This window comes from Gilliamella sp. B2889 (assembly GCF_026536885.1).
GTDB lineage: Bacteria > Pseudomonadota > Gammaproteobacteria > Enterobacterales > Orbaceae > Gilliamella > Gilliamella apicola_E.
This window is the reverse complement of the sequence record NZ_JAFNNF010000003.1, coordinates 363,908-385,681: the sequence shown is the minus strand read 5'-3', so window position 1 is coordinate 385,681 and position 21,774 is coordinate 363,908. Positions and strand designations below refer to the sequence as shown.

Below are 21,774 nucleotides of genomic sequence, written 5' to 3'. Positions count from 1 at the left end.
ATAAATTATAAAGGAGTCCATTATGTTTGTTTATTCAGAAGCTGAAATTTGGTTTGTTGCAGGTAGTCAACACCTTTATGGGCCAGAAGCACTTGAACAAATTAAAAGAAATATTCAAGAGGTAACAGATTATTTTAATCATGAAGCAAATCTACCCGTTAAAATTGTTCTTAAACCACTCGCAACAAAACCTGAAGATATATATGACCTTTGTCAGGAAGTAAATTATTCTTCAAAATGTGTTGGATTAATTACATGGTTACATACATTTTCACCAGCTAAGATGTGGATTAATGGATTAACTCATCTACAAAAACCTCTTCTACAACTTCATACTCAATTTAATAAAGTCGTTCCGTGGGATTCAATGGATATGGATTTTATGAATCTTAACCAAACTGCACATGGAGGACGTGAATTTGGTTTTATCGGTTCTCGTATGCGCCAACCTCATTCTCTGGTAACTGGTTACTGGAAAGATAAAGATGTTCATGAGCAAATTGGGAAATGGATGCGAGTTTGTGTGGCAATTAATGCAGAAAAAACCATGAAAATCGTTAGATTTGGTGACAACATGCGCGAAGTTGCTGTAACAGAAGGGAATAAAGTTTCTGCACAAATTAAATTTGGTTATTCAGTCAACACTCATGCAGGTGGTGATTTGGTTTCAGTCATTAACTCAATTGCTGAAGGTGATGTCAATCAGCTAATTGATGAATATGAAACACTTTATAAACTTGCTCCCGTCGCCCAAATTGGTGGAGAGAAAAGACAAAACTTAATTGACGCAGCGAGAATCGAATTAGGTATTGAGCAATTCCTTAAACAAGGTAATTATGGCGGATTTACCACAACATTTGAAGATCTATACGGTATGGCACAATTACCAGGACTTGCTGTCCAACGATTAATGGCTAAAGGTTATGGCTTTGCTGGTGAAGGTGATTGGAAAACCGCAGCATTACTAAGCACCATGAAATTAATGGCCAAAGGGCTTTCAGGTGGCACCGCTTTCATGGAAGATTATACCTATGATTTTACTGAAGGTAATGAATTAGTTGTCGGCTCACATATGTTAGAAGTTTGCCCATCTATTATAGACGATGACATCAAACCTTTACTTGATATTCAACATTTGGGCATTGGTGGTAAAGCCGATCCTGCTCGACTTATTTTCCCTGCAAAACCTGGTTTAGCAATCAATGCCAGTTTAATTGATATTGGTAACCGCTTTAGACTAGTTGCGAATGAACTCGAGACAATCAAACAGCCTTATGCACTACCAAAACTACCTGTAGCATGTGCAGTTTGGAAACCAAAACCATCGTTAAAAGTATCAGCTGAAGCCTGGATTCTTGCTGGTGCTGCACATCATTCTGTTTATACCCAAGCACTTTCTATGGATTATTTCAGACTTTATGCACAACTGCATAACATTGAGTTGTTAGTTATTGATGAAAGTACCCAAATTAATGATTTCAGGAATGAATTGCGTTGGAATGAGATTGCGTATTGTAATCCTTATGCTTGATAAATTTATTTTAGTTCAATAATTGGAAATATTATTTCCAATTATTATCAAAATTACAGAATAAAGGGAATAAAGAGGTGGATATGAATACGTCTTTAACAACGAATAAAATGGAAATAAATTCTGCAAAAAAAATGACCTTTCTAATCGGCTTTTCAGCTGCAATGGCCGGTCTACTATTCGGTCTAGATATAGGTGTAATTGCGGGAGCTTTACCGTTTATTACTATTCAGTTTGAACTAACTACTCAGCTACAAGAATGGGTAGTGAGTTCAATGATGTTAGGAGCTGCTTTGGGGGCTCTATCCAATGGTTGGTTATCTTTTTATTTAGGTAGAAAATATAGCTTATTAGCGGGCGCCTTATTTTTTATTATAAGTTGCTTTGGATCGGCTTTAGCACCTAATGTAGAAGTTCTTTTAGTCTGGCGAGTTATTTTGGGGTTTGCTGTTGGTATTGCATCTTATACAGCGCCACTTTATCTTTCTGAAATGGCGCCAGAAAACATTCGCGGTAAGATGATTGCTGCTTACCAGCTGTTAGTCACAATTGGTATTTTGGTTGCATTTTTATCAGATACCTATTTTAGCTATACAGGTGATTGGCGAATGATGCTTGGTATCATTTCTATACCTGCAATCATATTGTTTATAGTAGTGATTTTCCTGCCTAATAGTCCTAGGTGGTTGGCATCAAAAGGACGATTAAATGAAACTGAGAAAGTTTTAAAATCAATTCGTAGCGATCCTGTAAAAATTCAACAAGAATTTAATGATATCAAGGATAGTTTACAAGAAAAACAGGAAGGCTGGACACTGTTTAAAGCAAACAAAAATGTACGCAGAACAGTTTATCTTGGTATGGCATTACAAGCGATGCAACAATTTACCGGTATGAATATTATTATGTACTATGCACCAAAAATCTTTAGCCTTGCAGGATTTGAAAGTACCCAGCAACAAATGATTGCTACAATTATTGTTGGTCTTACTTTTGTGTTAGCTACATTTATTGCAATTTTTACTGTTGATAAGTTAGGACGAAAACCAATTCTAAAAGTTGGTTTTGGTATTATGGCTTTAGGTACATTAGTACTAGGTATTTGTTTGCAACTTATCGAAAATGGTAATCCATCATCATTTACATCCTATGCAGCAGTTGGAATGGCAATTATGTGTATTGGTGGTTATGCAATGAGTGCAGCACCAGTGGTGTGGATTTTATGTTCTGAAATTCAACCTTTAAAAAGCCGTGATTTTGGTGTGACTTGTTCAACTGCGACCAATTGGATTTCAAATATGATAATTGGTGCAACATTCCTTACATTATTAAATCATATAGGTGTTGCTCAAACATTTTGGTTATATACCGGCATGAATGTTTTATTTATCTTCATTGTAATTTTCTTTGTACCTGAAACCAAAAATATTTCATTGGAACGTATCGAAAAAAATCTGATGTTAGGTAAAAAACTTCGTCATATTGGAGATGATCATTGAGGTTTATATTAGAACAATTGATATTGTTTTATGTTTATTCCTGATGTTTTATTTATTATCAAACAGGATGTTAATATGTTTACTGAATTAAAAGAACATGTTTTAGCAGCAAATTTATTATTACCTTATTATCAGCTTGTGACATTTACTTGGGGGAATGTATCTGCAATTGACAGAAGTAACGGTGTTATTGCTATCAAACCGTCAGGAGTCGCTTATGATAAGTTGCAAGTGAATGATATTGTTATTGTCGATCTTGATGGTAAAAAAGTCGAAGGTAAACTTAATCCTTCAAGCGACACACAAACGCATATTGAGCTTTATAAGGCTTTTGAACAAATTGGTGGAGTTATTCATACTCATTCAAGAAACGCAACAATTTGGTCTCAAGCAGGATTAGATATTCCAGCTTTAGGTACAACTCATGCAGATTATTTTTATGGAGATATTCCTTGCACTCGCCAGTTAACACCAACTGAAATAATTAACAATTATGAACTCAATACAGGTAAAGTGATTATTGAAGAGTTTACTAAACGATCCATTGATGTATTGGCAATACCTAGTGTATTGGTATCCGGACATGGTCCTTTTAGTTGGGGAAAAAATGCAGATGATGCTGTTCATAATGCAGTTGTCTTAGAAGAAGTCGCTGCTATGGCATTAGCTACACGCAATCTAAATGTCGGCATAAAAATCCAACAAGAATTATTGGATAAACACTATTTCCGTAAGCATGGACAAAATGCTTATTATGGGCAGGGTTAGATATTTTTGGATAATATCAATCTACTGCAAGTAGATAAAAAAATCAGGCAAACTTTTGCCTGATTTTTTAAAGAGTTAGATTAATCGTCACTATAACCTAAACTACGTAATGCTCGCTCATCATCAGCCCAACCAGCTTTGACTTTAACCCATAATTCTAAATGAACTTTGTTATCAAAGAAAAGTTGCATATCTTTACGGGCTTCAATACCGATTTTTTTGATTTTTTCACCTTTGTTGCCAATGACCATTTTCTTTTGTCCATCGCGTTCAACTAGGATTAAGCCATTAATGCGGTACATGCCAGTACGTTCATCAACTTTAAATTGTTCAATTTCAACCGTAACCGAGTAAGGTAATTCATCACCTAAAAAACGCATTAGTTTTTCTCGGATGATTTCTGAAGCCATAAATCGTTGTGATCGGTCAGTGATATAATCTTCAGGAAAGTGGTGTTCACCAACGGGTAAATGTTTTTTGACAATATCTTTGATGATGTCAATCCCTTCACCTTTTTCTGCACTAATTGGCACAACATCTAAAAAGTTAATTTTTTGACTAATTTCTTGGATATGTGGTAACAGTTGGGTTTTATCTGTTACATTATCAATTTTGTTGATAACTAACAGTATAGGTGCCTTGCAATCTTTGAGTTTGCCTGCAACCATTTCGTCATCTTCAGTCCAGTGGGTTCCTTCCACGACAAAAATAACTAATTCAACATCACCAATTGAACTGCTAGCGGCACGATTCATTAAGCGATTAATCGCTCTTTTTTCTTCAATATGTAAACCGGGTGTATCAATATAGATAATTTGATCATCGCCTTGGGTATCAATTCCGACAATACGGTGACGCGTTGTTTGCGCTTTACGTGAGGTGATTGATACTTTTTGACCAAGTAGTTGGTTTAATAGTGTTGATTTGCCGACATTTGGTCTTCCAACTATGGCAACAAATCCACAATGTTGTTTTGATTCTGTCATTTTATTCCTAATTGGTTTAATGCTTCTTGAGCTGCGGCTTGTTCAGCCTTGCGACGGCTTAAACCTCGCCCTAAGTATTGGTGATCATCGTTTTCAATTTTACATTGAATTAAGAACTCTTGCTCATGATTGTCGCCAGTAACTTCAAGAATTAAATAACATGGTCTTTCATGTCGTATACCTTGCAAATATTCTTGTAAACGTGTCTTAGCATCTTTTTGCTTAATACCAGGTTGAATTTCATCTAAGCGTTTTTGATACCAAGATAAAATTATGCGGCGAATGTTTTCAATTTCACTATCTAGATAAATAGCGCCAATGATAGCTTCTACTGCATCAGAGATAATGGATTCACGACGAAAACCACCACTTTTTAATTCACCTTGACCTAAAATTAGGTAATCACCTAATTTGAATTCTTTTCCCATTTCAGCAAGTGTCTGTCCACATACTAAACTTGCTCGCATTTGACTAAGATCACCCTCATCTTGCTTGAGAAATCGATGATAAAGTTCATCAGCAATGACAAAACTTAATATCGAATCACCTAAAAATTCAAGGCGTTCATTATGCATTTTATTAGCACTACGATGAGTTAGTGCTAACTGAAGTAAAGATGTGTTTTTAAACTGATATCCAATAGCTTGTTGTAGTTGATTCAAATTTTTCATCACAGTTAGTGGATTCCACCTATACGGCTAAAACGAATTCCTGTTGGCCACTTATCAGGTTGTTTTTCAAAACTGATCCAAATAGTTGTAGCTCGACCAACAAAGTTTTTTTCAGGGACAAAGCCAAAATATCGACTGTCACCGCTGTTATCACGGTTATCACCCATCATAAAATAGTTATCTTGTGGAACAACCCATGTTGCTATCGGTTGACCATTTTGATGATAAAAATAACTTGTATCTTCCATTTTTCCAGGCGTTGTTAGAACATCGTGAGTAATTTCACCTAAGGTTTCTTGTTGAATTTTCATATCTAATGTAATTCTAGAGTTAGAATCAACAATACCTTTGTCTTTATATTGTTCTATTGTATAAAAGCCTGGGTTTTTCCCCATTTCGTTCACTTCTTTCCAATTACTTGGTTGTGGTTGAGTGTAATGTAAATCTAATGGTTCAGAACGCTGACCAACACAATTATTATCGGTTGATTGGCAAGCTGGATAAATGAGAATTTTCTTTTCATTAGACAAATAGACAATTTTATCGCCAGGTAAACCTACAACGCGTTTAATAATATCTATATTAGATCCATTGGGGTGTTTGAAAACCGCAATTTCACCACGTTTTGGATGACCGGTTGAAATTAAGACAGTATTGGTGATCGGATCACGTAATCCATATGAAAACTTTTGAACAGCAATAAAATCACCAACTAATAGTGTTTGCATCATTGACCCAGAAGGAATTTGAAATGGTTCATATATAAATGATCGAATAACAAAAACCACAAAAAGAACAGGGAAAAACGATGCTAAATTTTCAATCCAGCCTTTAGGTTTTCCAACTTCTGCCAAAATTTTACCATCAATTTCACCATTAGCTTGCTTACGAATCTCTTCAACTTTACGTTGTCTAGCAGGTTTCCATCGGTACTTCTCTAAAAACCAAAAGATCGCAGTAATGAATGTTGCTATTGTTAATATGATGGCGAATAAGTTAGCCATTTTTTATCCTCTTTAACTGATTAATCTTTACCAACATGTAGAATAGCTAAAAACGCTTCTTGCGGTAATTCTACATTACCTACTTGTTTCATGCGCTTTTTACCTTCTTTTTGTTTTTGTAAAAGTTTTTTCTTACGACTTACATCACCACCATAGCATTTAGCTAAAACATTTTTACGAAGTTGTTTAACTGTTGAACGAGCTATGACGTGGTTGCCAATTGCAGCTTGAATCGCGATATCAAATTGCTGACGCGGAATAAGATCTTTCATCTTTTCGACTAGTTCACGCCCACGGTATGGTGCATTGTCTTTATGGGTAATGAGTGCTAATGCATCAACACGCTCACCATTAATTAATACATCAAGCCTAACCATGTCTGCGACTTGGAAACGTTTGAAGCTGTAATCTAAAGAGGCATAACCACGTGAAGTTGATTTCAGTTTGTCAAAGAAATCTAAAACAACTTCAGTCATTGGAATTTCGTAAGTTAATGCAACTTGATTACCATGATAAACCATATTGGTTTGTACACCGCGCTTTTCAACACATAGAGTAATTACATTACCTAAATACGTTTGTGGAACTAATATGTTACATTCAGCTATAGGTTCACGAAGTTCTTGAATGTTATTCACCGCAGGTAATTTTGCAGGGCTATCAACATAGATAATTTCATTTTGAGTAGTCAAAACCTCATAAACTACTGTTGGTGCAGTAGTAATTAAATCAAGATTATACTCTCTCTCTAATCGTTCTTGAATGATTTCCATATGCAATAAACCAAGGAAACCACAACGGAAACCAAATCCTAACGCACCAGAATTTTCAGGTTCATAAAAAAGCGAGGCATCGTTAAGGCTTAGTTTTCCTAATGCATCACGAAATGCTTCGTAATCATCAGAACTAGTTGGAAATAATCCTGCATATACTTGAGGTTTAACTTTTTTAAATCCTGGTAGTGGCTTGTCTGCTGGAGATTTTGCTAAAGTTAACGTGTCCCCTACAGGTGCTCCTAATATATCTTTGATTGCACAAACAACCCAACCTACTTCACCACAATGCAAGCAGTCTTTATCTATTTGTTTTGGAGTAAAGATCCCTAGGCGATCAACATTATAAGTCATTCCTGTACTCATAACTTTGATTTTATCACCTTTATTTAACTCACCATTCTTGATACGAATTAGTGATACAACACCTAAATAGTTATCAAACCATGAATCAATAATTAGTGCTTGTAGTGGTGCATTCGAATCACCTTCTGGCGCAGGGATATCATGAACGAGTTGTTCAAGCACATCAACCACACCTACTCCGGTTTTAGCCGAGCATCTTACTGCATTGCTAGCATCAATACCAACAATGTCTTCAATCTCTTCTGCCACTCTTTCAGGTTCGGCTGCCGGTAAGTCGATTTTATTAAGTACTGGTACAACCTCAAGGTCCATATCAAGTGCTGTATAACAGTTTGCAAGAGTTTGCGCTTCAACACCTTGCCCTGCATCAACAACAAGTAATGCACCTTCACATGCAGCAAGTGAACGAGAAACTTCATATGAAAAATCCACATGTCCTGGTGTATCGATGAAGTTTAGCTGATATGTTTGGCCATCTTTAGCATGATAATCTAAAGTAACACTTTGTGCTTTAATTGTAATACCACGTTCACGTTCCAGATCCATTGAGTCTAAAACTTGAGCTTCCATTTCACGATCAGAAAGTCCTCCACAGATTTGGATAATACGATCAGAAAGCGTTGATTTACCATGGTCAATATGAGCAATAATTGAAAAATTGCGGATATTTTTATTCATATCAATAAGTTATATTTTAGTTATGTACTGTTAATTATCGTTAGTGTTATTGGCTATAAATAACAAGTCAAATAATCACGAAAATAGAAGCAAACATTCTACACATTAATGGTCAGTAAGCATAGTGTTATCGAGAGGTTTACGGCGATTTCTCAACAATATTTTGGGCAATTCTTTCAATTGTCCCTTCAGGTAAATTACCAATAATAATAATATTTTTGTTACCCAGATTAGTTGAGAATATTGTTCTTCCGCCCTGCTGAATAAGTTGATTAGGTTGACTTGCTTGCTCTAAAGAGACATTTACTGTAAAAGAAAATACGCCATCAGAAAACAATTTAGTTGCAATATCAGAACTATAAAAATTGACATTATACGCCGCTATTTCTTTAAATCCTTTTGGCAACCATGCTAAGCGCCAAGCATCAAGTAAATTATTCTGTTTTTCGATTGATAATAAAATTGGGTAAGTTCGATTATCAATATAATTTTTGAATTTTTTAACATCGAAATCAATATCGATATCAACAACTTTCAATTGATTAACAATGTCATTATCATCATCAATTAAGTCTATTCGTAATGGTAAGAAAGTCTCATCATCGATCCATATAACATAGCTATAGCGATCTTTGTCTTTTGCAATTATTTTAACTAATTGAGCACCACGATTTGCCGTTCTAGTTTTACCTAATAAAATAAAATCATAAATATTCGCTATTGAATTAAAGTCATTATAAATTACATCAGGAAATGCCTCTGTTATGCGAGAACTAGCAATCGAAAATGAAGGGCTATCAGGTTGAAAATAACTGGTGGTGTTGTTATGCAAGATAATCTCTTTTGCTGGACCTTCAAGATAAAGCAATTGCGCATTAATATTTTCTTTTTTAGCTGCGCCTAAGTGATTATATTCAAAAGTTGAGCCAAATTGTTCTCTATCTTGTGATACAAAATGAATTTGATAATCATTGATTTGCACCGCTTTACTCATTTTATTTAATAAATTTAACGCTTCATTTGTTTCTGTTGCCATGGTTGAGGCAGAAAACAATATAAAAAACAGAGTAATAATAAAATTATTACTCTGTTTTAGCTTTATTTTTATTAAAGAAAATAGAAAATTCATTTTTATTTAACGGGCATTTAACCTTTTTTGTAATTCATAATCTTGAACGAGCAATCTAATTTTATCGTATTGTCTTTTTTCAAGTAATTGCTTGTCATTATGTTGTATTCCACCAACAGGAGCTACATTAACACCCATAGGAACAGTATTAAGCGTTGGAGCACCACTGGCATCGTCCGATTGACCTTGATGATATTGAACACCAGCAATAATTGCTAATGTAACACAAGCAGCAAGTCCAACTTGGCTAACTTTAGCCACAACATCTTTAATTCGCACCCAAAATAGATTTTCAGCTTTAGGAATTGAAATCTCATCTTGAGAAGGTTGCTCTGTTAATTGTGGGTATAAATCATCATCCGCAATCGCCATAGCAACTTGATTGCTAATATCTAATGTTAATGAACTACCGTGCAATTCTCCTCGCATTGCTTCTCTTGCGATATGATAGCGATGCCAGCAGGATTGCAAACTTTCATCATGGCTAACGACATCAACAAAGTTATCGTCTGTAAACTCACCATCCATCAATAATGAAAGTTGCTGCTTCTGTTCTATTTGCATAGTAGATACCTTAATTTCTTGCTACCTATTTTAATTTGTTCAAACCACTAACTAATTAATGGTTTTATTTTTTCATCAATAGCATCACGTGCTCTAAAAATACGTGATCTCACAGTTCCGACTGGTGTACCCATAATTTCAGCTATTTCCTCATAACTTAATCCATCAATTTCACGTAGTGTGATGGCGGTTCTTAAATCATCAGGTAATGCTTCAATTGCTTCAAATACTACTCTTTCAACTTCTTTAGAAAGAACTAAACTTTCAGGGTTATCGACATCTCTTAATGAGTCTGCACCTTCGTAACTTTCCGCTTCACTTGCATCAATATCCGAAGATGGTGGTCGTCTGCCTTGCGAAGTTAAGTAATTCTTTGCAGTATTAACCGCGATTCGATACAACCAAGTATAAAAAATACTTTCACCTTTAAAAGAGCTTAATGAACGATAAGCTTTAATAAAAGTTTCTTGCACAACATCAGGTATTTCAGAAGGTAAAACATAACGTGATACCAAATGAGCTAGCTTATTTTGATAACGTACCACAAGTAAATTAAACGCATTTTTATCTCCGTTTAAAACGCGATCTACTAAAACTTGGTCTGTTATTTGCTCCCCCATTAAAGGCCATCCCTCATTATATTATCACTATTAGTGTGGCCCAAAATTGTGCACTCTAACAGTTAGATTCATAAATTTAAAAAAAGTTCCCATTATTTTAATAGAAATTTCATTTTCATTGCTAATTCTTTTATTTTTTATCATGTTGCATACTAAAAAAGTACGTTCCTCAACTTTTTTAATATACTTTTTGAACAAAACTAATTTAGTAAGAAGATTTCGCGTTCACCAGCATCGTTGTATGTAATTTGGTAAAATTGCGGTAAATTAAAATTAACAGAGCTACTGGTGGTAAACGTAAAGCGGTCATCAGATAATACATAAAAATCATTAATATCCTTGACCATGTTCTCTTTGGTACCGTTACAATTACGGTAAATTTCGATCTGATTATGCTCGTTTAAAATGTATAAATCAAATCCATTTGCGGTATCTTCAAAAAAGAATTGAATAATACCTTCATAAGCGACGCTATCTATCTCTTTAGGTAATTCATTACTTTCATCTAAAATATTTAGCGGTCTACCTTGAACTTTGTTGTTTGATACTGCACCATAAAAATCAATAGCACTTTCAAATTGATGGAATGACACGCCAAACCGTTCGAAGAATAGATACCAAGACGCCCCATCAATTCTCAATGGCTTAACTTGTGTTGAATTATTTTTAGTTGTCGATAATCTCAAATCAACACAATTGTACATCAGCCTTTTCATTTGATTTTTAATTTCATTACTTAGCTGGTTACTATAACAAAAGATTTCGACCGAATTGGGTAAATCAGCATCTTTGTGCATACGATTGAGTAAAGCTTTTATAGCTTCTAGCACGCACAAAGTACCACTAAAATGCAAGACCCGAATTTCATTCCATGAGTTACGATAAAGCAAATCAATTGAGCTAACCAAACTTAATTCTTGCTTACCATAGTTTAGAACATTAGTGCTGATTTCATCTTCTAACTTTAAATTAACCGTTGGATCGTTTTCTAAATTCAATATGATTGCTAAATGGCGTATTTCACACGGACCATATAATTGTTCTTCTGTTGCTGTTGGAACATCAATTGGAAAATAATTTTTCAGATCTTCAATCAGTTTGGTGATTTTTTTGTTATCACGGTCATCACCATCATAATAGTAAAATTGAGTTGAATCTGAAATCAAACCATTAAAGTAACACCAACCAACTAATTTGACTAAGTATTTACTATATTCTAGATATTGATGTCCAACAATCGAATTGAGTTTAGGTTTTTGGTTATAAACATACCAACCAGCTCGGTTAATCCGGTCTTCTTTAACATGGATAAAAGTTAAAACATCTTCCTGTAAATTATCAGAAATATTTAATTTCAATGTAGAGATTTTACCAGGAAGAACTTCAAAAGAGGCATATAATTTGCGAGTCAATATTGCTAGATCTTGTGGGCTAATCAATGAATCTAAATTGTTACGACGGCCAAAATTGAGCAAATTTCGATAACCCGTCATCATAGTATGTAGTAATATTTCGTGTATTTCACGAACTTGTTCTATTTTCCAAGTTTTACTAGCATCTAATTTTTCCAATAATGATTGTTGCCACCCCCAATTTTGTACAAATTCATTTAATATGTCACGTCGCCATGACGATGAATTTACTTTTTGTGACAATTTTTCATTCACTTTTAAATAAAAGCAATGTCTAACTAATTCCAGCCGTTGAAAATCTCTAATCTTTGTTAAATAGTTTGAGATCCTATCCAATAACATCGAGTATGAATCAAGATAGTGATGGGAATGGATTTCTCCTTTTTGAATTAATTCACGCATATCAAACGCAATAGGCCTATTTTTTGGATAGATCGAAGAATAAGCTTCAAGTAATAATGTTTTTAATACTGCTTTGAATGGTGAATCGATACTTTTATACAGTTGCCATAAACTCGCACCAAAGTACTCTTCAGCAGATAAACCCGTCAAAGGTCCAAAATCAATCCATTCTTCGCGTTTGATGATATTCGATACAACTAATGCCTGGACACATTTTTCATAGGTTGGATAAGTGACGTCATTGACTGTAAAATCAGAAGGAATCGCAAACCATAACAGACGTTTACCTGCTAAAAGGTTGGCTGAACGGTAAAATTCTTCGAGTAGTAATATGTGCTGTGCAGATCCACAGTTTTCACCCATTAGACATTCATGATGTTGGTTAATAAACCGATCGACGTCAACAACAAATAAAGTAAGTTTAATGCCGAGATCTTTAGCCCAAGTTTCTATTAATCTGCACTTCTTTATTAATGCTTGCTTTTTAACATCAGATAAACTATTTTCGATACAGATCCATATATCAAGATCTGATGAGGTAGATTGCCCGATGGAACATGTGCTACCCATTGAATATAATGCTGAAATATTGGCGTGATTTTTTTTATTTACCTCACTGAAATTGAACTCATTTTTTAACTGTTCAACAATTTCATTGGATGGTTGATAATACGCAATACCTAATGGAGTCTCTTCGCCCGCATAACCTGGCAGATTGGGATGGTTAAAATGAAAAAGAACTGGCAATAATGAAAAGACACGCTGAAATTCCAGAGACATACCACTTTGAGCACGTTCGTGTTTTAGTATTGCAAGATCATCAAGTTCTTTTTTTATATTATTTATATCGTATTGCATAGCATTATTCAGGTGAAACAGATGTACTATTGACGAACAATTTCTCCAATAATTTTCTATTATAGCGTAAAAAGAATGTAAATTTACAAATAAATGAAATAAATATTATGATCACCCTAGAAAAAATATCACAATCTTTGAAAAATACCAAAAACCAATTTCAATTCATGAATAAAGCTGCCGTGTTAATCCCTATTATCACTATTGAAAACCAATTGCACCTGCTTTTTCAGGTACGTTCAAAAAAACTTAAATGGCAACCAGGCGATATTTGTTTTCCTGGAGGACGAGTTGAGTTATCGGATATCAGCCCTGAATATACCGCCAAACGTGAAACTTTCGAGGAGTTGGGTATTACGCTTGATCAAATAACCCTATTAGGACAATTACCTAAATTTTATGCCTCATTAGGCATGATAATTTATCCATTTGTTGCAAAAATTGAGCATGTAGATAAATTGGATAATTTACAAATTAATCATGATGAAGTTGAGTCGGTTTTTACGGTTCCATTAGAATGGTTTATTGAGCATTCCCCCAAAAAAGCAACTATGTTTGTTGGCTTTAAACCTGATGATAATTTCCCTTTTGAATTAGTTCCAAATCGCACAGCAAATTGGCAAAAGAAATCGCAACATGATGTACACTTTTATCAGTATGGTGATTATGTCATTTGGGGATTAACTGCACAGATAATTAATTGTTTTATAAGCACCATAAATATAAATGCTTGGCTGTAATATGATAATTTATTACAAAAATAATATTATTTAATATCGCAATATTTCTTTAGCATAAAATGCTTAAAAATATATTCTTTACAAAAATTTAAAGTGATACCTACACAAATATTCTAATTGATATATACTATTTAACGGTTATTTTTCTTTTCCACAATTTCCACATTGTTTTATCTAGCTGTTTGAAAGAATTAGTAAAAGATAGATCCCGAGAGCGTTTTTCGTTTTCATACTCTCATGCAATACCCTCATAGAATAAGCGTTACAGATTGTTTTTTTATTTTTATAACATAAATACAAAGGACATTATTATGAAACGTTATAATAAATCATCTATTGCATTAGCTTTACTATTATCTCTACCTATTGCCAATATTTATGCGGCTTTACCATTAACAGCAGAAGAAAGTAATAATTTAATACCCTTCAAAGAAGTCTCTGTAACCGGTAGCTACTTACAAGCACAAAATGCAGCAGATGATATATCAAAAGCTGCGGACGAAGTTGGTGCTAAATATTATCATATAACTGGTATTGAACAACCTTCTACAGGCACATCAACTGATCGTGCAATTGTTTATGCCGATGTTTATAAATCAAATGCACCTATTGCGGTAAGCAAAGAAGAAGTTACTCACAACGGTGTTGTGCTTTATCCTCGTTCAAAAGCCCTTTATTATTTACCATTTGCAGTCGTAAAATTTAAAGGCGATTATAATAACACTTCTGAAATTTTAGATGCAGCAAGTAAAATCGCTTCTGAAAAAGATGCCTATGCGTTTTATGTTTATTCAATTATTGCTGATGATGTAAAAAATCGTGAACAAGATGTTGATGTTGCATTATACAAAAAAGAGGCACCAGTTCGTGACTTTATCATTTCTAAAGCAATCGCAAGTCAAGATGCTTATGAAATTACTAGCGAAGCATTCAAAATCATGAAGCCATATAAAACAATCGTTTTCCATGGAACATTTAATAATACCAGCGAAGTTAGCGCAGCAGCACAAAAATATGCTATCGCTAACGATGCACACTTCTACTATGTAAAAGAAATATCTAATAACCGTGCTGAAACAGCCCAAACTGTTTATGTAAATTTATATAGATAATCATTTTTTCAAGGCTGTCCATGCGTAAAACTTTTTTTCCCGCATGGATAGTTTTTATTCAATTTTTGCATGTCAGTAATAAAAAATATCTTTATCAATAAATTAATTTTCCCACATTTTTAACATTGAAATAAGTATCAACTTAATTGAAACGTAATGATTGTATCTTTCTATTAAATTTAAGAATAATAAGGTAAGGTAACATGATGTTATTGAAAGGATTTAAATTTAAAAAGTTTTCTCAATTTTCAATAAGGTTTATAGTTTTATTAACAAGTTCGATATTTTTAATGAGTAATTTAGCTTTTGCACTGGTAGCAGTCACAGCACAATCTATTAATGGCAATCGCCCATATTTTATCGATCCTGATGCGGTTGGTGTTAATGGTTCCCGAGAGTATGATCAACAAAACTTCCAATATTTTGGGATAAAATTCCAATCTCAGGTTTTTACAGGAATCGATGACCTAAATCGTCAACTAAAAAATATCAATTTCCCTCAAGTTGATCCCAATGCCACCACTCCAAATCAATTATTGACATCGTTAAAATCTAATTATGGTCTTGATGGTACAATGATACCTTTTTCCATGTCTAATCCGGTTGACAGTCAATTGGTTGCTGATGATGATGGAGACAGTATAACTCAAATAACCCCACCCGATGGGGGATTTAAAATAGACTGGTTCTATCGCTATGATAATAAATCCTATTTATTACTTGAATCAGATAGAAACAGAACTTTTTGTGAGTTGGCAAGATTAGGTTGGAGCCCTTATATTAGAATTTCAGGCTCTATTGCTTTAGTAACGCAATATGGTGTTCCAAATTATAAAGTTTATCCCGAAGCTAAAAAAGATTTTTTGATTTACAATGCAATCAAACCAACTGTTTGTGCCAATCGTCCATCAATTGTGCATTCATTCCTCTTCGAAAATCGGGATTATACTGGTGATTGGGTCTATTTAACTTGGGGGGATGCTAATCAACACGTTATTGATTCTGGTTTCGTCAATAAAGTAAGTTCTGGTGGGTTTCCAACAACGGGATTTGATCAAGCCCGATTCCTTATGTTTATAGCTGGAGCACCATTTGATTTATCGACGATAACATCATCAAATAGTTCAAAAGGCGTGAATATAGAAATAAACCAAATTACTGTTGGTGATATAGATAGTCATCTAATTAATACAGGGCTTCAAGTAAAATTGACAGGTGAAGCAACGGATGTAAATCCTACCTTTACCATAAAATCTGATGGCGAAGATATATACACGTTTACGATTAAGAAATGGTTCACATCGCCAAGCCAAGATGTTTACCATTACAACCAAAGCGCAAGTGTTTGCAATGGTAAATATGTTGTTCCTACTATTGAGGATTTGACCAATAGCGACCAAAACCTTATAACCAATGGTCCATGTAAGTCAGATAATAATTCTGATAACTGTTTGGCTATTACAACTAATCACTATTATCGTAGGATTGGTAATAGCCTTCTAGGAGAATGGGGTAATGTAACAAACGAAGGAAAACTTTATCACCACACCTACCCAGGTAACCATTTTCCTAAAGGTCATCTATATTGGACATCTGATGAACGAGATGCTACCAACCAATATACTGTTGGTACAACTATAGGAGCGATTGAGTGGCAACCCAAAAATAATGAATTAAATTTCGTCTGTGTACTTAAATAATAATTGTTCTAATCATTGCGCTTGTAGATTAAAGTGCGATGATTATTACTTTTAAGTTTGACTGCACATTAATTCATTTCTCGACAGCAAACTAAAGTATTAAGTTAGGTCTTAATGGCTGGGGTACCAGGATTCGAACCTGGGCATGGCGGGATCAAAACCCGCTGCCTTACCGCTTGGCTATACCCCAATTATAAAGGAGAAAAGATATCTGGTACGGGTAGTGAGATTTGAACTCGCACACCTTTCGGAACTAGAATCTGAATCTAGCGCGTCTACCAATTCCGCCATACCCGTGAAAAGGAATAACTAAGAATGTAAAAAGCAAAACAGATTAGCTAATAGATATCAAAATTTGCAGATTGGAATGGCTGGGGTACCAGGATTCGAACCTGGGCGTGGCGGGATCAAAACCCGCTGCCTTACCGCTTGGCTATACCCCAATAAAGGATAGATATTAAGATTAAATGGTGCGGGTGAAGGGACTTGAACCCCCACGCCTCGCGGCGCCAGAACCTAAATCTGGTGCGTCTACCAATTTCGCCACACCCGCATAATATACTTTCGGTTAAAGTATAACTTAATCTTAATGGTGGCTACGACGGGATTCGAACCTGTGACCCCATCATTATGAGTGATGTGCTCTAACCAACTGAGCTACGTAGCCATTTCATTCGCAACGTCATAACCAACACTGCGAGGCGCATTATGCTTGTGTTACGGCAAATCGTCAACCCTTTTTTTTAGATATTTTGAAAAAAAGTGACAATTGATTAAGATGCAATCAAATACCGTTTAATAACGCTTCAATTCGCCTTTTTTGTAACTCATCTTGAATCAACTTTCCTTTATAACCTTCAGCAATAATATTTTGAACATTGACGCCATGAGCTAATTTATATGCCCTTTCTAGGTACTTTGCTTGTGGAAATGATTCTGTTTTAGCATAAGATTGGCTAGCAATAATTAATTGATTAAGATGATGAGGATTACGCCAAACATCTATTCGATTGAATAAATCAATAATTTGTTCAGCTGTTAATTGTGTCACGTTTTCAACTTTAAGACGGTATTGCTGCACCATTATCGCTAATTTTGTATATTGATTTGGTGCTTTAATTTGTGAACAAAGTTTTTCTGCTTCAGTTGTTAATTCACCAAATAATACTGCAAAACGAACCGTTAAATCATCGGTTAATAAAGTTGATTTCTTTAATGCATCTGCAACAGTATAAGAAAGAGTTAATGATGGAAATAATATCGCCAAAGCACCACATTGTTTTAACACTTGAAAATAAACTTGTGGATCGGAACTTGCTAATGCCTTCTCGGTCTCTTTCCAAACACGCTCTGGAGTTAGAGTATTTATTTCACCAGCTAAAACCATCTCTTCCATTAACTTTTGAGTTTCAGATGCGATTCTAAAACCTAAATGATAATAACGAGCAGCAAATCGAGCAACTCGTAACACTCGTAAAGGATCTTCTCTAAACGCAGGGGAAACATGACGCAATAATTTAAGTTTGATATCATCAATACCATGATAAGGATCGACAAGATTACCATCTTCATCCATGGCAATAGCATTAATAGTCAGGTCTCGGCGGATAAGATCTTGCTCTAAGGTAATATCCTTACTAAAGTCACAAATAAATCCAGTATAGCCTTTACCCGATTTTCGCTCGGTTCGAGCTAAGGCATATTCTTCTTTAGTTATGGGATGTAAAAAGACAGGGAAGTCTTTACCAACTTGTTGATAACCTAGAGCTAAAAGCTCATCGGGTGTAGAACCAACTACAACCCAATCTCGATCAACAAGAGGAAGATGTAATAATCTATCTCGAACAGAACCGCCAACAAGATAGAATTTGCTCATTTAGCGCATCCAGCGATCTTTTTTGCGGCGCCCCGGCATAATAGCTGGCAAAATTAAACCTAATAGGAATCCACCACCAGCTACTAAGCCACCATAAGTAAACCAAGTAACAATAAGGTCTCGTCGCTTATCATCAACTTGATTTAGCATTGATTCAAGTTTAGTGTCTTGTGATTTATTGATTTGTTCTAATTCTTTATTTCTAGCTTGTAGGCTTTCAATTGTTTGTTCGGCTTGTTTTAATTTTTCGGAATAATCATTGATAGCATTTTGTCTATACTGCTCTGCGTTATCAACCTTATCTTTATATTCCGCAAGTTTTGACTCTAACGTTGGGACAAGTACTTTAAGGCTAGGTTGATCTTTTAGTTTATTTGATTCAATCCAAGCCGAGCTACCGTTAGGAAGTTGTATCCGGGTGTATTTACCGTCAGCGCTTTTCTCTAGTTCTGCAACTTTTTCCCCTGCTTTAACTGCATTCGTATAGGCATATTGAGAACCTGGACCGCGGCGAAGATAAATATCAACATTTTCAGTCACATATTTATCTGCTGCTTCAACACTAAAAACCAGCGTAATTAAAGAAAATAAAGTAATAATATTTTTCATAATATTTTAAAATTTCACCCATGATTAAAAATCATAATAACACAAAATACTGCCTTTTCGCACAACCATTTGCAATAAAAATTGCTTAATTAACCATTTTAGAAAAACAAAATGAAAACGATTACATTAATTGAGATCTTAATCACAAAATTAAAAATTAATCATATTAATTAATGAAAATTATTATTATTCTATATCGGAAAAGTGATTAACCTTTGGAGAGAATATGAATTGCCATCTTAGAACCCGCGATATAGATATTATCTTACGCACCCAACCTTATGCTGAACTATGCTATTTTGGTAAACGATTACAAAACGTAAATCTTGATGATATCGATATGCTTATACCTGCTGTACCCAATTCACGTATTGATATCGATGTCCCGTTCACCCTTTGTCCTGAGGAAGGAGTAGGAAACTTTAGCACTCCAGGACTAGAAGGTCATCGAAATGGTAAAGATTGGTCACCAGTTTTTGTTACCAAAAAAGTAACCAAGAAAAAAAATGATATAACTATAATTAGTGAAGATAGTATTGCAAAACTTCGTTTGACTAGTAAGCTGATTTTAGATGAAACCGGTGTATTACAATGTCAAAATAGTCTGACTAATCTAGGTAAAGAACCATATCAAGTCAACCGTTTATCTGTAACATTACCAATTCCTGAACGTGCACAAGAATTAATGGCATTTAGTGGTCGTTGGATTAAGGAGTTCTTCCCTCACAGAACAAAAATCGAACATTGTGGATACCTGCAAGAAAACCGCCGTGGTCGTACTTCACACGAATACTTTCCGGGTATGGTAGTTGGTACCGATGGATTTAAAGAACAAACTGGTGAAGTTTGGGGTATCCATTTAGGTTGGAGTGGTAATCATCGTATCCAAGTTGCAGTGAAAAGTAATGGTAAGCGCTTCATCCAAGCCGAAGCGCTTTATCTTGCTGGAGAAATATCATTAGCTAAAGGTGAAACTTTAAGTACTCCTTGGCTTTATGCAACCTATAGTAATGAAGGCTTAAATAAGATGAGCCAGCATTTCCATCAATTTTTACGCCAAAATATTATTCATTTCGCAAACGATAAACCTCGTCCTGTCCATCTTAATACTTGGGAAGGAATCTTCTTCGATCACAACCCAGATTACATCATGAAAATGGCGACAAAAGCAGCACAACTGGGTGTTGAACGTTTTATCATTGATGATGGTTGGTTTGGCAAACGTGATGATGATTATCAAGCATTAGGCGATTGGTATTTAGATAAACGCAAATATCCAAAAGGACTTGAACCAGTTATCAAACATGTAAAAAAACAAGGAATGGAATTTGGTATCTGGGTTGAGCCAGAAATGATCAGTAAAAACTCTGATCTTTATCGAGCACATCCTGATTGGTTACTTGAATTACCTGGCTACAATCAACCTGAAGGCCGTCATCAATACTTACTTGATTTACAAAATCCAGCGGTATTTGATTATCTACTCGAAAGATTAAATTGGCTACTCGGTAGTTATGATATTGACTATATTAAATGGGATATGAATAGAGAAATTGTTCAGGCAGGCCACGAAGGTCACCCAGCTGTAGTTGGACAAACTAATGCGGTTTATCGTTTAATGGATATTCTGCAAGAAAAATATCCTAATGTTGAAATTGAATCATGTTCTTCTGGTGGTGGTCGTATAGATTTTGAAGTGTTAAAACGTACTCAACGTTTTTGGGCCTCAGATTCGAATGATGCATTAGATAGACAAATCATACAACGAGGTATGAGCTACTTCTTCCCACCTGAGGTAATGGGTGCTCATATCGGCGGCAAAACTTGTCACACCACCTATCGTGAATTAGATATGAATTTACGAGGTTTAACAGCATTATTTGGACATATGGGTGTTGAGCTCGATCCCGTGAAAGAATCGGCAGAAGAACAAAAAGGTTTTACACATTATATCCGTTTACATAAACAGCTACGCCCATTATTGCATAGTGGTAATAGTGTTCGTTTAGATGTTGATGATAGCGCAGCTATGCAAAGCTATGGTGTGGTCAGTCAGGATAAAAAAGAAGCAGCATTTATTATAGCGCAATTGGCATTACCGACTTATGCATTAAGTGGTAACTTACGCTTAGTTGGATTATTAGCTGATAAGCAATACAAAATCGAAATTCTAGATCTACCTGATCACATTGATCCGAAAGTAAATGGTCACGCCATGAAATCATTTCCAAAATGGATGACAACCGATACCACACTGTCAGGAGATTGGTTAATGAATATCGGCTTACCATTACCTGTACTCGATCCTGCTACCGCAATGTTAATAAAAGTTACGGCAAAATAGTACGAACTGGTTAAAATTTAACTAATTTGAGGGGAATTTAGTCAATTAATCATTCCCCTTATTAATAAATTACAACTGAAACGATTCAGGCGTCAATGCTTTGTTGGCAAAGCCAAAATTTTGCTTTATTAT

17 protein-coding genes and 5 tRNA genes are annotated in these 21,774 nt (G+C 34.9%); 7 read left to right on the top strand and 15 right to left on the bottom strand.

What is annotated here, in order from left to right:
• Positions 1–22: 22 nt before the first annotated feature.
• From araA to J3U09_RS06720, 3 genes are all read left to right on the top strand, one after another.
• Positions 23–1,531, top strand: a complete 1,509-nt coding sequence (gene araA / locus J3U09_RS06730) for an L-arabinose isomerase (protein ID WP_065562177.1) — start codon at positions 23–25, stop codon at positions 1,529–1,531.
• Between the two features lie 83 nt (positions 1,532–1,614).
• Positions 1,615–3,030 carry a sugar porter family MFS transporter gene (locus J3U09_RS06725; RefSeq protein ID WP_065734316.1) on the top strand — a complete coding sequence of 472 codons (1,416 nt, stop codon included), beginning with the start codon at positions 1,615–1,617 and terminating at the stop codon, positions 3,028–3,030.
• Positions 3,031–3,105: 75 nt separating this feature from the next.
• A complete protein-coding gene (locus J3U09_RS06720) occupies positions 3,106–3,798 on the top strand; it encodes an L-ribulose-5-phosphate 4-epimerase (RefSeq protein WP_065562459.1) in 693 nt (230 codons plus the stop codon).
• An 80-nt stretch (positions 3,799–3,878) separates the two neighbouring features.
• Here J3U09_RS06720 and era read toward each other — a convergent pair whose 3' ends face one another.
• From era to J3U09_RS06680, 8 genes are all read right to left on the bottom strand, one after another.
• Positions 3,879–4,784: a GTPase Era gene (gene era, locus J3U09_RS06715; protein ID WP_065562179.1), complete on the bottom strand. Its 906-nt coding sequence runs from the start codon at positions 4,782–4,784 to the stop codon at positions 3,879–3,881.
• A complete protein-coding gene (gene rnc / locus J3U09_RS06710) occupies positions 4,781–5,458 on the bottom strand; it encodes a ribonuclease III (RefSeq protein ID WP_370632544.1) in 678 nt (225 codons plus the stop codon). Before rnc ends, era begins: the two co-directional genes overlap by 4 nt.
• A gap of 2 nt (positions 5,459–5,460) precedes the next feature.
• Positions 5,461–6,459, bottom strand: coding sequence for a signal peptidase I (lepB, locus tag J3U09_RS06705; RefSeq protein ID WP_065562180.1), 999 nt, complete (start codon positions 6,457–6,459; stop codon positions 5,461–5,463).
• Positions 6,460–6,479: 20 nt separating this feature from the next.
• Entirely contained in the window at positions 6,480–8,276 is a 1,797-nt protein-coding gene (lepA, locus tag J3U09_RS06700) for a translation elongation factor 4 (protein ID WP_065562181.1), read from the bottom strand.
• A 139-nt stretch (positions 8,277–8,415) separates the two neighbouring features.
• Positions 8,416–9,312: a MucB/RseB C-terminal domain-containing protein gene (locus tag J3U09_RS06695; protein WP_267357588.1), complete on the bottom strand. Its 897-nt coding sequence runs from the start codon at positions 9,310–9,312 to the stop codon at positions 8,416–8,418.
• A 99-nt stretch (positions 9,313–9,411) separates the two neighbouring features.
• Positions 9,412–9,969, bottom strand: coding sequence for an RseA family anti-sigma factor (locus J3U09_RS06690; RefSeq protein WP_065562183.1), 558 nt, complete (start codon positions 9,967–9,969; stop codon positions 9,412–9,414).
• 47 nt (positions 9,970–10,016) lie between these two features.
• Positions 10,017–10,589, bottom strand: a complete 573-nt coding sequence (gene rpoE / locus J3U09_RS06685) for an RNA polymerase sigma factor RpoE (RefSeq protein WP_065562184.1) — start codon at positions 10,587–10,589, stop codon at positions 10,017–10,019.
• Positions 10,590–10,789: 200 nt separating this feature from the next.
• A complete protein-coding gene (locus J3U09_RS06680; protein ID WP_267357586.1) occupies positions 10,790–13,261 on the bottom strand; it encodes a class I adenylate cyclase in 2,472 nt (823 codons plus the stop codon).
• A 167-nt stretch (positions 13,262–13,428) separates the two neighbouring features.
• Between J3U09_RS06680 and J3U09_RS06675 the strand changes: the two genes are divergently transcribed.
• The 3 genes from J3U09_RS06675 (at position 13,429) to J3U09_RS06665 (ending at position 16,813) form a co-directional block, all read left to right on the top strand.
• Entirely contained in the window at positions 13,429–14,001 is a 573-nt protein-coding gene (locus J3U09_RS06675; RefSeq protein ID WP_267357583.1) for an NUDIX hydrolase, read from the top strand.
• Between the two features lie 311 nt (positions 14,002–14,312).
• Positions 14,313–15,113 (top strand): YdgH/BhsA/McbA-like domain containing protein, encoded by an 801-nt coding sequence (locus J3U09_RS06670; protein ID WP_267357582.1) that lies wholly within the window; start codon positions 14,313–14,315, stop codon positions 15,111–15,113.
• Positions 15,114–15,403: 290 nt separating this feature from the next.
• On the top strand, positions 15,404–16,813 hold the full coding sequence (locus J3U09_RS06665) for a hypothetical protein (RefSeq protein WP_141673907.1): 1,410 nt from the start codon (positions 15,404–15,406) through the stop codon (positions 16,811–16,813).
• Between the two features lie 115 nt (positions 16,814–16,928).
• On the opposite strand, the gene J3U09_RS06660 is transcribed toward J3U09_RS06665, so the two are convergent.
• The 7 genes from J3U09_RS06660 to J3U09_RS06630 form a co-directional block, all read right to left on the bottom strand.
• Positions 16,929–17,003, bottom strand: a tRNA-Gln gene (locus tag J3U09_RS06660).
• A 22-nt stretch (positions 17,004–17,025) separates the two neighbouring features.
• Positions 17,026–17,110 (bottom strand) — tRNA-Leu (locus J3U09_RS06655).
• 71 nt (positions 17,111–17,181) lie between these two features.
• Positions 17,182–17,256: transfer RNA gene (locus J3U09_RS06650), tRNA-Gln, on the bottom strand.
• 25 nt (positions 17,257–17,281) lie between these two features.
• Positions 17,282–17,366, bottom strand: a tRNA-Leu gene (locus tag J3U09_RS06645).
• A gap of 37 nt (positions 17,367–17,403) precedes the next feature.
• Positions 17,404–17,480: transfer RNA gene (locus J3U09_RS06640), tRNA-Met, on the bottom strand.
• A 117-nt stretch (positions 17,481–17,597) separates the two neighbouring features.
• On the bottom strand, positions 17,598–18,689 hold the full coding sequence (locus J3U09_RS06635) for a multifunctional CCA tRNA nucleotidyl transferase/2'3'-cyclic phosphodiesterase/2'nucleotidase/phosphatase (RefSeq protein ID WP_324170055.1): 1,092 nt from the start codon (positions 18,687–18,689) through the stop codon (positions 17,598–17,600).
• The gene (locus tag J3U09_RS06630) at positions 18,690–19,298 is read right to left on the bottom strand and encodes a TIGR04211 family SH3 domain-containing protein (protein WP_065562190.1); all 609 of its coding nucleotides are present in this window, start codon (positions 19,296–19,298) and stop codon (positions 18,690–18,692) included.
• Positions 19,299–19,524: 226 nt separating this feature from the next.
• Between J3U09_RS06630 and J3U09_RS06625 the strand changes: the two genes are divergently transcribed.
• A complete protein-coding gene (locus tag J3U09_RS06625) occupies positions 19,525–21,642 on the top strand; it encodes an alpha-galactosidase (protein ID WP_267331245.1) in 2,118 nt (705 codons plus the stop codon).
• Positions 21,643–21,774 lie beyond the last annotated feature (132 nt).